We start from the raw sequence: 14,073 nt of genomic DNA on the forward strand, positions 1-14,073 counted from the left end.
TAATGCTTTAAAACGTTTACGTCATTAGCTTTCTATAATTGAATCTTAATTCTCTTAGAATACCCATACCACAAATCCATACAACAATTAAAGTTATATTAAAAAAATCTATTATATGAATTCATTTAACATAGTAAATTTAGCTTTTGATATTATTCTCAATGATACATTGGAGGTGTAAATAATGGCTGTTATTGAATCAATTGAGCAGGCAGTTGAACACATTAAAAGTGGGAAATCAATAATGATAGGAGGATTCTTAGGAGTTGGATCTCCCATAAGATTAATTGATGAAATTGCTGAAAGTAATGTAAAAGATCTCACTATTATAAGTACAGTAGCTTCTAGTCCATATGGAATTTTTGACATAGCTAAACTTACTAAAGACTATAAAATAAAAAAATTTATAGGGGCACACATAGGTACAGATACGAATCTTATAAAACAATATAATGAAGGTAAAGTAGAAGTGGAATTTAACCCTATGGGAACTCTAATTGAAAGAATAAGAGCAGCAGGCTCAGGTTTAGGTGGAGTATTAACTTCTACTGGTATAGGCACTGAAATGGAAGATGGCAGAGAAAAGGTTATGGTAAATAGTAAACAGTTCTTATTGTATCCTCCATTAAAGGCAGATATAGCAATTATAAAGGCATACAGAGCAGACAAACTCGGCAATCTTCAATATAGAGGAGTTGCTTTAAATTCAAATCCTGTAATGGCGACAGCAGCTGATTTAGTTATTGCTGAAGTTGATGAAATAGTTGAAGTAGGTGAAATTGCTTATAACGATGTAGGTACTCCTGGAATTTTTGTAGATATTATTGTTCAAGGCTATAAATCAACTGATAGAAAAGATATTTATGAAGATTTATGGGTAAAGGCTAAGAAACTTTAAAAGGGAGGCTTATGGATATGGATGTAAGAGAAATTATTGCTAGAAGAGTTGCCAAGGAGTTTAGGAATGATATGGTTATAAATTTAGGATTTGGAATTCCTACACTTTCTGCTAATTTCATACCACAAGGCATAAATGTAATTTTACAAACTGAAAATGGTGCATTACTATTTGGTCCTAAACCTAAAAGAGGACATTCAGATCCAGATGTGGCAAATGCAGGTGGGGAGCCTATTACTATGCTGCCAGGATCATCTGTATTTGATTTGGTAGCATCTTTTGGAATAATTAGAGGGGGTCATGTAGACGCAACTGTTCTAGGAGCACTAGAAGTTGATGAAAATGGCAATATAGCCAACTGGAAAATACCTGGCAAATTTGTACCTGGTATGGGTGGCGGAATGGATTTATTAGTAGGAGCTAAAAATGTAATTGTGGCCATGACACATACAGATAAAAAGGGAAATCCAAAGATATTGAAAAATTGTACTTTACCATTATCTGCATCTGGTGTTGTAAAATTAATTATAACGGAAAAAGCAGTTATGAAAGTGACATCTAAAGGACTTTTACTGGAAGAGATATATCCAAATGTTACTTTAGATGAAGTTGTAAAATCCACAGGGGCAGAGTTGATTATTCCAGAAAGATTACAATAAAGTTTATAATAAGCAGTATTAATATAAGAGGCCTGTAACCCTTATGAAATAATGGATTACAGGCCTAATTTGGATTATTTTATAAATTTTACGAAAGTAAAGAACATCTTTTCTTTGCAATATTATAGGATTATCATAATGAATCTTACAATGTAGCTATAGATATATATAAATTCTATTAAAATATGAATTAATCTAGTTTATCTTAAACATTTCTATAAAATTTTTAGCTACATCAGATAAATATCTGTTTTTAACCCATACAACCGCAGGTCTGGTTTTTAAAGATAATTCATCTATTTCAATGTATTTTAAGTCTAATTCTGGGATCAGGGTAGCAGCGGATTTAGGTAATATACCTATGCCGATTTCTGTGTTAGCCCATAGAAGAACTGATCTCGCATCTTCATTTTCACAAAGTATTGTTGGTTCAAAACCTGCTTGATGGCAGGTCGAAATTAGCATATCTTTAAATTTATGATCTATTATTAAAGGTTTGTTTATTAAATCATTTAAACTTATAGAATTCTTTTCGGTATTGATAAAATATGTATCAGGTTTAAAGGCCACTATCATAGGTTCACTGGAAAGCAACAGTGATTCAAAATTCTCAGAATTAAAAGGTGTCAAAATAACGCCCACTTCTATTGTGCCTATAGAAAGTGATTTTAATATTTCATCAGTATTACTTTCTCTTATCTTAAAGTTTATATGAGGATACCTATTATGAAATTCATTTAATCTTTTTAATAAAATGGTAGTACTTGAAGATGGAACTGTACCCAGAGATAGTATTCCTTTAAATCCCTGTTTTAAGTTTTTGAGTTCTTTTTCAGTGTTTTGAGTTAATTCTAAAATTTGTTTAGAACGATGCTGAAGTATTCTACCTGCATCTGTTATTTGAATTTTTCTTGTATTTCTTTCTATAAGCTTTATGTCAAGTTCATCTTCAAGTAATTTCAACTGCTGGCTCAAGGGTGGTTGAGCGATATGTAATCTTTCTGCAGCCCTAGTTATACTGCCCTCTTCCACTATAGCAAGAAAATATTTAAGCTGTCTGATATCCATGAATAATCACCTCTGATATTCTATTTATATTAATTTCATATAAATCCGATATGTTATTTATATTTGTTATATAAGTTTCTATTTGATATAATCATACACAAAGTTAAAGATTTATAAAAGTAATAATCTATAATTTTAAAAAAAAATTATGATTAGTATGTATTAATTATAAATATATATAGCATAGATTTAAGTTATTTTATATAAAGTATTGACACATATTAAAGATATAGTGTAATATTTTAGCTGATTAAAGTATACATATTGAATTACTAAGAATTATTTTTTTACCCGATAAACAAGTTTTCCAATAGGTTAAATATATTTTAATAATAAAGTTATTGTCACATGAATTTAAAAGTATGTTATTATCAAAATCTGAAAGGAGTATATATATATGAATTATAAAGTTATTTTACATAAAACATTCAGGATAATTAAAAACATAATTATAGCATTGATTGTTCCAATAATACTGTTAATGTTGTGGCAAATACTAAGTGATAAAGGCTTTATCAGGTCATCTGTATTACCATCACCTCATGTTGTTTATCAAGCTTTAATTGATATGATAAAAAGCGGAGATCTGTTTAAAAATTTATGGATAAGTATATTAAGGGTTTTAAAAGGATACGCCATAGGAGCTATTCTTGGAATAGTTTTTGGAGTTTTAATTGGATTATTCAAGGGTATTGAAAAAGCTTTGGATTTAATTATAGGATTTTTAAGACCAATACCTATTGTAGCCTGGGTACCTGTGCTTATACTTTGGATGGGTATAGACGAGGCATCAAAGATAACAATAATAATTATTGGAAGCTTTTGGCCAATACTTATAAATACCATTTATGGAATAAAGGGAGCAGATAAAAAATTCTTAGAAGTTTCAAAAATATTAGAAAAAAGTAAGCTGGATACTTTGATAAAGATCGTCTTTCCATCTGCACTGCCATCTATTTTTACAGGACTTAGAATTGGAATAGGGAGTGCATGGATGAGCGTTATTACTGCAGAAATTATTGCTGCAACTTCCGGTATAGGATATCAAATTTCCTATGCAAGAGAGTTATCTCAGCCTGATGTTATGCTGGTAGGGGTATTTTCAATAGGTATAATTGGTTTTCTAATTGATTATTTGATAAAAAAATTACAGATTCTAATCGTTAGATGGGATACAAATAATGAAAATTAAGGAGGGAATATCATGAATGATGAAATCAATAAAGCTATCGAAATAGAGAATTTAAACAAGACTTTTAAAATGGATAGTGGAGAACTTACTGTATTGAAGGATATAAATCTATGTGTTGAAGATGGAGAATTTTTAAGTATTGTTGGTTCCAGTGGATGTGGTAAAAGTACTTTACTTAGAATGATAGTAGGTCTTGATAGAGATTATTCAGGAAGTATATTATCCTATGGAAAGCCAATTGAAGGATCAGGTGTTGACAGAGGTATGATTTTTCAGGAATCCAGGCTTTTCCCATGGCTTACAGTTGAAAAAAATATAGCTTTTGGTATAAGTAAAAAAGTATCAAGCTCAAGAAAAAAGGAATTAGTTAATGAACAACTTGAATTAGTAGGATTAAGTAGTTTCGCAAAAGCTTACCCTGGTCAGCTGTCAGGAGGAATGAAACAGAGAATAAGTATTGCTAGGGCACTTATTAATAAACCAAAGATTTTATTGCTTGATGAACCATTTGGAGCTTTAGATGCTATGACTAGAATTAATATGCAGCAGGAAATTTTAAAAATATGGGAAAAAGAAAAAACTACTATGATTCTTGTAACTCATGATATAGATGAGGCTGTATACCTTGGTAATAGAGTTGTGGTGTTGTCAAGCAGACCAGGACGTATTAAAAAAATAGTTCCTGTAGAATTATCAAGACCGCGTGATAGGAGTAATTATGATTTTACATATATAAAAAGTCAGATATACAATGAATTTTTTACAAAGGTAGAAAATCCATTTTCATATAATATATAAAAGAAATTTTTTTAGAGGTTAGTAGCCAAAAGTCAAAATTTTTTATTTTAGAGATTATACAATTAAAATAAATATTAATAAATATTATAAATTATAGTGAGAGGAAGTAATTTTAAATGAGTTATTTTAGTTATTTACAATGTTCAAAATGTGGAAAAGAGTATTCAAAGGATGAACCTCATAATTTATGTGAATGTGGTGGACCATTACTTGTAAGATATGATTTACATAGTATAAAAGAAAATGTGGATAAAAATGTATTTAAAACTAGAGAGAAAGGACTGTTTAGATTTAAGGAACTTTTACCAATTGAAGATGAAAAAAATATAGTTTCACTTGGAGAAGGAGATACGCCTATACTTAAAGCTGATAGGTTAGGGGATAAAATAGGAGCAGAGAATCTTTATATTAAGGATGAAGGATTAAATCCTACAGGAACTTTTAAATCAAGAGGAGCAGCAGTGGGTGTGTCAAAGGCTAAGGAACTTGGAATAAAGACAATAGCAATGCCTACAGCTGGAAATGCAGGAGGCGCTTGGTCTGCTTATTCTGCTAAAGCTGGAATTGAACTTGTGGTGGCTATGCCAGAAGATGCACCGGATTTAGCTAAAAAAGAAGCCTTTATATACGGATCAAGAACTTATCTTGTTAAAGGGTTAATATCTGATGCAGGAAAGATAATAGCTAAGGGTGTAAAAAAGTATGGATGGTTTGATGCCGCTACACTTAAGGAGCCGTATAGAATTGAAGGAAAAAAGACCATGGGATTTGAGATTGCTGAGTATTTTAATTGGGAATTTCCAGATGCTATTCTTTATCCTACTGGTGGAGGTGTAGGTATAATTGGAATATGGAAAGCTTTTAAGGAGTTAAAAGAACTTGGTTGGATTAAAGATAAGATTCCAAAACTTATAGCAGTTCAGGCAGAAGGCTGTAATCCAATAGTAAAGGCTTTTAATGAAAATTCAGAAGCTTCTGAATTTTGTACTGGTGCAAATACTATAGCTGGAGGAATACGTGTACCTAAAGCTTTAGGAGATTTTATAGTTCTTGATGCTGTGAGACAAAGTGAAGGTACAGCAATTGAGGTAAAAGACTTTGAAATTATAGAATCACTTAATCTTTTGGCTAAGACGGAAGGAATGTTTGTATGTCCAGAAGGGGCAACCTTAGTTGCAGCAGCCGATAAGCTCATAAAAAATGGTTTCTTAAAGTCAACAGATAAGATTGTACTTTTGAATACTGGAAGTGGATTAAAGTATGCAAATTTAGTGGAAGAAAAGCTGCCAGTACTTGAAATTGATGCAGATATCTAAAGTGACTATAGCTCAGTGATAGCTAGTAAAAAATAATAATTTATCAAGTATTTAAATTGTAGTTATCTTAAAAAGAAAAGGAGCGAATTGTAATGAAAAAAATAACTGTTTTAATTTCCATATTATTAGTAAGTATATTGGTGTTTACAGCTTGTGGTCAAACTAATAGTTCTACAAATTCGGCAGAAGGAAACAAAACCGCTGAAACAAAGCCAAAAGAAATAAATATAGGTTATCAGCCTGGAATAAATCATACACTTTTAATTGTTGCAAAAAACCAAGGATGGTTTGATGAAGAATTTAAAAAGGATAATATAAAAATTAATTTTCAGAGTTTTGTATCAGGACCACCGATGATGGAGGCCTTTGCCGGTGGAAGACTTGATTTTGGTCAAGTTGGTGACCAACCATCTATTCAGGCAAGAGCAAATAATACTGATATAAAGGGTATAGGAGTTTATGCATCAGGATATAAATTGAACACTATACTTGCTGCAACTGGGTCCAATATAAAATCAGCTAAGGATTTAAAGGGTAAAAAAGTTGCTGTAACAGTTGGCTCTTCTGCACATATGCTGCTTGCTAGATATTTAGAAGCGGCAGGTCTTAAACAAAGCGATATACAATTAGTTAATCTTCAGCCTACCGATATAAAGACTTCCTTTGCCTCAAAAAATATTGATGCAGGAATAGTTTGGGAACCTTATGCATCCTCTACTGAAGCTGAAAATACAGCTTATGCAATTGGTGATGGAACTGGTCTTAAGTATGAAGTAAACTTGATTTTGGTAAACAATGACTTTGCAAAAAATAATCCTGATATAGTAAAAAGAATGCTGAAAGTATATGAAAAGACAGAAAAATGGGTTAAAGCAAATCCAGATAAAACGGCTGATATTATTTCACAAGAACTTAAATTAAATAAAGAAGTTGCAGCAAAGGGTTTAGCTAAAGAAGATTTTGATATACGATTAACAGACCAAGTAGTAGATTCACTTACATCAACTATTAAAACTTTAAGACAAAATAATACTGTAAGAAAAGATGTAGATGTTAAGGATCTTCTAGATAAAACTTATGCAACAGATGCAGGAATAAAATAGTAGAAAATGTTTTTAGGCATGTGAAAATAAATAGACTAGCATACTGGCTAGTCATTTATTTGAATATGCCTTAGTTCATTTAAATAAGAGAAGGTGTCATTATGGAATCATTAGATTTAAGTAAATTTAATGAAATACAGCTGCCTAAGTTTTTAAAGGTAAGACAAAATTTCAAGAAAAATAGAATTGTTGATATCAAAAGTGAAGTGAAAGAAAAAGTTCATTCTTATTTATACAATTTAAGAAATAAGAGAATTGCAGTAGGTGTCGGAAGTCGTGGGATAGCAAATATAGATATAATAACAAAAACAGTCATAGATTCTTTAAAGGAAGTAGGAGCGAAGCCTTTCATAGTTCCGGCAATGGGAAGCCATGGTGGAGCAACAGAAAAAGGACAAAAAGAAATTTTAGCTTCTTATGGGATTACAAAAGAGAACATGGGAGTTAATATAGATTCATCTATGGATACAGAAATTATAGGAGAATATGAAGCTGATTTACCTGTTTATGTAGCAAAAAGCGCACTAAAGGCTGATGGTATAGTAATAATTCCAAGGATAAAGCCCCACACAGGTTTTAGAGGAAGGGTGGAAAGTGGAGTTTGCAAGATGCTTTGTATTGGCTTTGGAAAGCAAAAGGGGGCAGATTCAATTCACAGTAAGGGATTTGAAAGATTCCCTGAGTTAATACCACAAATAGGTTGCATGATAGCTGAGAAAACTAGAGTATTATTTGCTGTAGCTATAGTGGAGAATGCCTATGACGAAACGTATAAAATAGAAATTATAACTAAAGATGAAATATTGGATCTAAAAAAAGAAGAAGATCTGCTTAAGGAAAGCCGAGAACTTATGGGCAGAATACTTATACCGAAATTTGATGTACTTATAATAGATGAAATAGGTAAGAATATAAGTGGTAATGGTCAAGATCCAAACGTAACAGGATTATATTTTACTGGGTGCGTCAGCGGTGGCCCGGAATTTAAAAAATGTGTGATTCTTGACATAACTAAAGAATCTCATGGAAATGCCAATGGAGTAGGTGTATCAGATATTATTACCAGAAAATTATTTGATAAAATAAATTTTATAGATATGTACACCAATTGTTTCACTAGTACATATATGGAACCGGCTAAAATACCTATGGTTGCATCAAATTCAGAGGATGCAATAAAGATTGCTGTTAAAATCTGTAATGGAGTTAAAAATAGAGAACATAAGATTGTATGGATAAAAAATACCATGGATTTAGAAAATATTGTAGTTAGTGAACCACTTATTGGAGAAGTTAAATCAAATCACAATTTAGACATTTTAACAAATACTAAAGATTTGAAATTCTATGAGGGTGAACCTAAGTTTGCTTGGGGAAAATTATAGTTTTTGGAGGATACTATGAGTTATAAAATATATAAATATGAAGGCTTAAAAAAATTATGTAATGCAGTTTTTGAAAAACTTGGATTCAATAAAAATGACAGTGAAAATATAACTGATGTTCTATTATTATCAGATCTATTTGGAATTGAATCTCATGGAATACAGAGATTGGCCAAGTATTATAAAGAGATAAAAAGCGGACTGGTAAAAGTAAACTCAAAAATAGAAATAGTTAAGGAAACACCAATATCAGCTGTTATAGATGCAGGAGAAAGTATAGGACAGATAGTTGGGAAAAAAGCCATGAATATGGCAATAGAAAAAGCAAAAAATACAGGAATGGGAATAGTTCTAGTTAATAATTCTAATCATTATGGTATAGCAGGATACTATGCAAGAATGGCCCAGGAGCAAGGAATGCTTGGGATTTCAATGACTAATTCTCCAGCCATTACAGTACCTACCTTTGGCAGAGAAGCCATGATGGGAAGTAATCCTATTGCAATATCCATGCCAGCCAGTCCATATCCTTTCCTGATGGATATGTCAACAAGTGTTGTTACTAGAGGGAAAATAGAAGTTTACAATAAGAGAAGTGAGAAACTTCCTACAGGATGGGCAATTAATTCACAGGGCGAGAATACATCTGATGCAAAAGAAGTTTTATATGATATAGCTAATAAAAAAGGCGGAGGAATAGTTCCATTAGGAGGATCAGAAGAAATATCTGGGGGGCATAAAGGTTATGGATTTGCACTTACAGTTGAATTATTTACAGCAATTTTATCTGGTGGCTCAACGGCAAACTATGTTCATATGAATGGAGTTTCTGGTACATGTCATTCATTCATTGCCATTGATTATGGAATATTTGGAGACAAAAAAATAATTAAAAAAAACTTTTCGGAATATTTAGATGAAATTAGAGAATCTAAAAAGGCAAAGGGAAAGTATAGAATATATATTCATGGAGAGAAGGAATTGGAGGCATATGAGGATAAGATTAAGAATGGTATTCCTATAAATGATAATACATTAGAGGAAATAGATGAAATATGTAAATATTTTAATCTGAAAATAGAGGACTATGTTATTCAATAGTTTGTACGGATAGTGGTTACTAAATTATTATACTTATAAATTGATAATTAAAAACATGAGATTAGATTACTAGTAGGTGAATATAATCTCATGTTTTGATGGTAGCTGGCACTTTGCCAGCAATCTACGCCATTCTATTCATCTAGAGAGGCTAGAGTTGTTGTATGATTGTTTACAAGAAAATTCTATTTAACAGGTATATATATGTCAAATTCTCCATTATCCATAAATCTTCCGTCATATAATTCAAGTTGAAGTCTTGAGTCAATTTCATATTCTGAATCTGGAAGATACTTAGTAAATATGTCATTGTAAAAATTACCTATGTTTTTCATATCTCCTACATAAGTGTATACAAGGTATTTACCGGCTGGTACAATTTTTGTTTCCATACCTTCTGGCACATCTTGAAAGCTATCTACTTCTGCACAAGCAGTATAATGGAATCTACCCTCAGAATCCATTTCATCATCACATATACCATAACAGATCATGGATTTACTCTTTTGTTTTATATCTTTGTAGCGACTATTAAATACCTGCCAGAGCTTTGGAATTTCTCCATTGCTGTTATTGCCAAAATAGGTGATACCTACAGCCTTGAATTCTTTTATGTTTACTAATTTTGTTTTCATAATTTATCTCCTCCATTTATTAGACATGTGAAAATAAATAGCAAGTCAAAGATGCCACGTATATTTTCAACCATATAGGGAAACTAGTTCTAATGATAGTGTTGCTATTAGAGGGTTTAGTTAACGTAACATGATTGAAAATAAACTAGTATACTGACTAGTTATTATTTCCAATGCTTTATGTATTAATTATAGCAAGCAATTGTTGACAATACTGTGTCATGAATTTATTTAGATTTATATAAATTTGAAATTTTATTTGCTTTTGCTATTATGTATCTTCTAAGTTCAAAAGGTTCTAAAACTTCTACTCTGTCACATAAAGGGAAAATTATATTGCAGGCAGTTTCAAAACTCAGCAGATCAATATTGTAAATCCATTGATTTGATGATTTCATGGAAGATTGTACATAGAAACCTTCAAGTAATTTTTTCTTTTCTTCGTAAAATTTAATCTTAACAGGATATGTACTATTCTCTATTTTAAGGGACGCTTGTTTTACAAATTGTTGCTTATTGGTATTCCAGAATTCTTCCAAAGAAAAGTCTTCAGGCATATTAAAATTTTTATCAAGTACTTCTATAGTATCAATTCTATTGCATTTAAAAACTCTAATTTCACTTTTTAATTCACAAAAAGCTGCTACATACCACTGAGAATTTTTTACTATTACGCCATAAGGTCTTATAATTCTCTCTGATACTTCGCCATGAAATTTTCTATAGTATATCTTTAACTTTTTTAAATTCAATAATGATTTTTTTATTATATCTATATTTCTGTTTTCAATTCTTTTACCCCACCAAGGATCTGAATCAATAAAGAATCGTTCTTTAGCTTTAATAATTTCTTCCCTATGATCTTTTGATAAACTGTTTTCAAGCTTTATAATAGTATTTTTTAACTGATATGATGTTTCTGTATTTCTTTCAGGTCTTATACCCATACTTGAAAGTAAAATATTAAATATGTCTCCAGTTTCCAAATCGTCTGAATTTATTTTATAGCCTTCCATGAAGGAAAAGCCACCTTTAGGGCCTGAAGTTGATGTAATGGGAATGCCTGATTCACACAATACATCAATATCTCTGTATATAGTTCTCTCTGAGGTTTCAAGTAATTTAGCCAAGTTTCCAGCCTTCATTGTTCCTCGTGAATTAAGCAGCATTATGATTCCTAAAAGTCTATGAAGTCTCATATGAAGGTACCTCCTATCCTGTTTTCTATAGAAATAGAGAAACTTGATAAAAATTTTATTTATTTTAACTTACGTTAAATTACACTTCCTACACATAATATACTATGTAGAAAGTGTAATTCAAGATTTAATAATATTATTGTTTTAATTTAATGTTAAAATTCCAAGGGCCTTGTTCTTCTATTAATAGATGAGTAAATTCAAGGTTTAACTGCTTTATATTTTTGTTTACATTAAATTGAAAATAATTAGGTGAGGAATATAAATCTGATATGATATACACAACAATTCTATTTTGTTAAATTTATGTATTGACAAACTTTGATTACAGTTGTAATCTAAATATAGATTACAATTGTAATTCTAAAAAGGAGTTGATTATAAATGCAAAAAGTACCTAGTATATCAGAGGCGGAATGGGAAGTAATGAAGGTGGTTTGGGCAAAATCGCCTTGTACTTCAAGTCAAATAATTGATGTTTTAGATGAAAACAAAGATTGGAATCCTAAAACTATAAAAACATTAATAAACAGACTAGTAAATAAAAATATATTGGGATTCAAAAAAGATGGTAGAAGATATCTTTACTATTCATTAATTGAGCAAAGCGAATGCATAAGGGCAGAAAATCAATCATTTTTAAGTAGAGTTTACGATGGTGCAATAAAGAGTATGCTAGTAAATTTCATAAAGGAAAATGATTTATCTAATGAGGATATAGATGATTTAAAGAATATCCTGAATGAGAGGAAATAGCATTATGTATGGATTAACAAACTTTCTTTATGGTTTATTTGGAATAGTGCTGCAAGTATCGATTATTTCTAGTATTATTATAGTTTTAATTTTGGCATTTAATAAATTTTTCAAAAATAAGTTGGGTATAAAATTTCAATATGCAATGTGGATAATTGTAATATTTCGTTTGCTTATACCGGTATTACCCGAAAGTTCTTTCAGTATTTTTAATTTGCCAAGTAATATTGATAAGATTTTTTATTCATTTTTTACACCTAAAGAAAATAATATTAGCAGTTTAATATTGTATAGTGGAGAAAAAGTTAGCCATATATATAATACAGACAGCATGTTAAGCAGCTTAACTTCCATAAATCTTGACAGTACTAAAGCTGAATCTTTCCAATGGTCAATCCCAATGATTTTAGCTTTTATATGGATGTTTGGTATTCTTATAATTGGTGTATATACATTTTTAGTAAATATGAAATTTAAAAATAGCCTAAAAAAACACTCTCCATTTTATAATAAGAAAGTTCTATATATGTTGGAGGACTGCAAAAAACAAATGGGAATCAATAGGCACATACCAATAATTACAACTCCACTAATAAAAAGTCCTTCCCTCATGGGCTATTTTAAACCTATAATACTGCTTCCTGAAAATATCCTTAAAGTACTACCTGTAAAAAAGTTGCGCTATGTTTTTTTACATGAATTATCACATTTTAAAAGGAAGGATATACCTATAAATTGGATTATAAGCATATTAAAAATAGTTTATTGGTTTAATCCAGTCATTCAACATGGACTTAATAAAATGCGTGAAGATATGGAAATATGTTGTGACTCACTTGCACTTTCCTACACAAAAGATGAAGAAGTAAAAGAATATGGATATACAATCCTAAATCTCATAGAGAACTTCTCAAGACCAACTAAATTATTAGGAGCTACTTCTATTATAAGTAATAAAAATGAAGTTAAAAGGAGAATTGTTATGATCAAATTATTCAATAAAAAATCCTATAGAATCACTGCTTTTGCAGTAGGTGTTTTAATAATTTTTGGAGGTATAACTCTTACAAATGCAAAAACATTAACTTTTACAAGTAGTAAAGCTGTTAATGTAGATAAAATTGACTATTCCTTTGTAAATGATCCTAAATTAGTAGGTAGATGGCAGAGTGTAGATTTTGTAAATGATATTCAAGATTTTAAAGTGGATACTAAAAATTTTAAAGGGGATTTATATGTTAAAGAGTTGAACTTTACAAGTGACGGTAAAGTTTCAAAGACAGTTTTTACATGGACTAAAAATCATATACTTAATCCCGTAGATAAAACTGATAGCAGCTATGTGATAAAGGACATAGATGGTTCAACTTATATATTTTTTCAATGGAAAAGTGGAGACTATACTATGAGAGGGGTAAAACCATCTTACTATGTATTAAAGAAAATAAGTTCTACACCTTCTCTTAATACTAATATGCAGGGAGAAAAAGTAAAAATTAAAACTGATAAAGTAGATTATCCATTTGTAAATGATTCTGAAATTATAGGCAGTTGGAAAAGCGTAGATTTTGTTGGAAAAATTCGGGATTTTAAACCAAATACTCAACAGTGGAAAGGAGATCTATTTATTAATAACTTAACTTTTAGTGAAAATGGTGCAGTAAATAATACTGCTTTCACTTGGACAAAAGGTTTAATAATTAACAAGAATATAAAAACCGCATCTAAATATACAATAAAAGAAATAAACGGTTCAAAGTATATGTTCTTTGAATGGAAAAATGGAGATTATGTAGAAAGAGGTGCTACTCCTTACTATTATGTATTAGAGCAAGTGAAATAGTAATACTGATATAAGAAACATAGGTATAGAATTTAATAAGAATTACTATAGGATTAAGATCTTATAGTAATTCTTATTATGTATTTACTTGTCCTTTTTAGCAAAATACCTTAAAATAAG

General features: G+C 30.3%; 13 protein-coding genes. 10 read left to right on the forward strand and 3 right to left on the reverse strand.

What is annotated here, in order from left to right:
• The first annotated feature begins 184 nt into the window (after positions 1-184).
• Positions 185-898, forward strand: coding sequence for a CoA transferase subunit A (locus RH99_RS08100; protein ID WP_010236377.1), 714 nt, complete (start codon positions 185-187; stop codon positions 896-898).
• Positions 899-915: 17 nt separating this feature from the next.
• Complete coding sequence (locus RH99_RS08105; RefSeq protein WP_010236379.1) at positions 916-1,557, forward strand: 3-oxoacid CoA-transferase subunit B; 642 nt, start codon at positions 916-918, stop codon at positions 1,555-1,557.
• Between the two features lie 195 nt (positions 1,558-1,752).
• Here the strand turns inward: RH99_RS08105 and RH99_RS08110 are convergent, their stop codons facing one another.
• Positions 1,753-2,625 carry a LysR family transcriptional regulator gene (locus tag RH99_RS08110; protein WP_010236381.1) on the reverse strand — a complete coding sequence of 291 codons (873 nt, stop codon included), beginning with the start codon at positions 2,623-2,625 and terminating at the stop codon, positions 1,753-1,755.
• A gap of 397 nt (positions 2,626-3,022) precedes the next feature.
• Here RH99_RS08110 and RH99_RS08115 point away from each other — a divergent pair, with 397 nt between their 5' ends.
• From RH99_RS08115 to RH99_RS08140, 6 genes are all read left to right on the forward strand, one after another.
• Positions 3,023-3,817, forward strand: coding sequence for an ABC transporter permease (locus RH99_RS08115; protein ID WP_010236383.1), 795 nt, complete (start codon positions 3,023-3,025; stop codon positions 3,815-3,817).
• A gap of 12 nt (positions 3,818-3,829) precedes the next feature.
• Positions 3,830-4,615, forward strand: coding sequence for an ABC transporter ATP-binding protein (locus tag RH99_RS08120; protein WP_010236385.1), 786 nt, complete (start codon positions 3,830-3,832; stop codon positions 4,613-4,615).
• Between the two features lie 116 nt (positions 4,616-4,731).
• Positions 4,732-5,931 carry a threonine synthase gene (locus RH99_RS08125; RefSeq protein WP_010236387.1) on the forward strand — a complete coding sequence of 400 codons (1,200 nt, stop codon included), beginning with the start codon at positions 4,732-4,734 and terminating at the stop codon, positions 5,929-5,931.
• A gap of 92 nt (positions 5,932-6,023) precedes the next feature.
• Entirely contained in the window at positions 6,024-7,034 is a 1,011-nt protein-coding gene (locus tag RH99_RS08130; RefSeq protein WP_010236389.1) for an ABC transporter substrate-binding protein, read from the forward strand.
• A 101-nt stretch (positions 7,035-7,135) separates the two neighbouring features.
• A complete protein-coding gene (locus RH99_RS08135; RefSeq protein ID WP_010236392.1) occupies positions 7,136-8,419 on the forward strand; it encodes a nickel pincer cofactor-dependent isomerase, group 22 in 1,284 nt (427 codons plus the stop codon).
• Between the two features lie 15 nt (positions 8,420-8,434).
• Complete coding sequence (locus RH99_RS08140) at positions 8,435-9,520, forward strand: Ldh family oxidoreductase (protein ID WP_010236394.1); 1,086 nt, start codon at positions 8,435-8,437, stop codon at positions 9,518-9,520.
• 185 nt (positions 9,521-9,705) lie between these two features.
• On the opposite strand, the gene RH99_RS08145 is transcribed toward RH99_RS08140, so the two are convergent.
• Together RH99_RS08145 and RH99_RS08150 are read right to left on the reverse strand one after the other, a co-directional pair.
• On the reverse strand, positions 9,706-10,155 hold the full coding sequence (locus RH99_RS08145) for a GyrI-like domain-containing protein (protein ID WP_010236396.1): 450 nt from the start codon (positions 10,153-10,155) through the stop codon (positions 9,706-9,708).
• A 227-nt stretch (positions 10,156-10,382) separates the two neighbouring features.
• Positions 10,383-11,354: a helix-turn-helix transcriptional regulator gene (locus RH99_RS08150; RefSeq protein ID WP_010236398.1), complete on the reverse strand. Its 972-nt coding sequence runs from the start codon at positions 11,352-11,354 to the stop codon at positions 10,383-10,385.
• Positions 11,355-11,738: 384 nt separating this feature from the next.
• Between RH99_RS08150 and RH99_RS08155 the strand changes: the two genes are divergently transcribed.
• Both RH99_RS08155 and RH99_RS08160 read left to right on the forward strand, forming a co-directional pair.
• Positions 11,739-12,110, forward strand: a complete 372-nt coding sequence (locus RH99_RS08155) for a CopY/TcrY family copper transport repressor (RefSeq protein WP_010236400.1) — start codon at positions 11,739-11,741, stop codon at positions 12,108-12,110.
• Positions 12,111-12,114: 4 nt separating this feature from the next.
• Entirely contained in the window at positions 12,115-13,953 is a 1,839-nt protein-coding gene (locus RH99_RS08160) for a M56 family metallopeptidase (protein ID WP_010236403.1), read from the forward strand.
• Positions 13,954-14,073: the final 120 nt, after the last annotated feature.

Source organism: Clostridium arbusti SL206, assembly GCF_000246895.1.
GTDB classification, from domain to species: Bacteria; Bacillota; Clostridia; order Clostridiales; family Clostridiaceae; genus Clostridium_I; species Clostridium_I arbusti.

Coding starts and splice junctions, on each gene's coding strand:
- RH99_RS08100 (WP_010236377.1), top strand. CDS start 185: ATGGCTGTTATTGAATCAATTGAGCAGGCAGTTGAACACATTAAAAGT.
- RH99_RS08105 (WP_010236379.1), top strand. CDS start 916: ATGGATGTAAGAGAAATTATTGCTAGAAGAGTTGCCAAGGAGTTTAGG.
- RH99_RS08110 (WP_010236381.1), bottom strand. CDS start 2,625: ATGGATATCAGACAGCTTAAATATTTTCTTGCTATAGTGGAAGAGGGC.
- RH99_RS08115 (WP_010236383.1), top strand. CDS start 3,023: ATGAATTATAAAGTTATTTTACATAAAACATTCAGGATAATTAAAAAC.
- RH99_RS08120 (WP_010236385.1), top strand. CDS start 3,830: ATGAATGATGAAATCAATAAAGCTATCGAAATAGAGAATTTAAACAAG.
- RH99_RS08125 (WP_010236387.1), top strand. CDS start 4,732: ATGAGTTATTTTAGTTATTTACAATGTTCAAAATGTGGAAAAGAGTAT.
- RH99_RS08130 (WP_010236389.1), top strand. CDS start 6,024: ATGAAAAAAATAACTGTTTTAATTTCCATATTATTAGTAAGTATATTG.
- RH99_RS08135 (WP_010236392.1), top strand. CDS start 7,136: ATGGAATCATTAGATTTAAGTAAATTTAATGAAATACAGCTGCCTAAG.
- RH99_RS08140 (WP_010236394.1), top strand. CDS start 8,435: ATGAGTTATAAAATATATAAATATGAAGGCTTAAAAAAATTATGTAAT.
- RH99_RS08145 (WP_010236396.1), bottom strand. CDS start 10,155: ATGAAAACAAAATTAGTAAACATAAAAGAATTCAAGGCTGTAGGTATC.
- RH99_RS08150 (WP_010236398.1), bottom strand. CDS start 11,354: ATGAGACTTCATAGACTTTTAGGAATCATAATGCTGCTTAATTCACGA.
- RH99_RS08155 (WP_010236400.1), top strand. CDS start 11,739: ATGCAAAAAGTACCTAGTATATCAGAGGCGGAATGGGAAGTAATGAAG.
- RH99_RS08160 (WP_010236403.1), top strand. CDS start 12,115: ATGTATGGATTAACAAACTTTCTTTATGGTTTATTTGGAATAGTGCTG.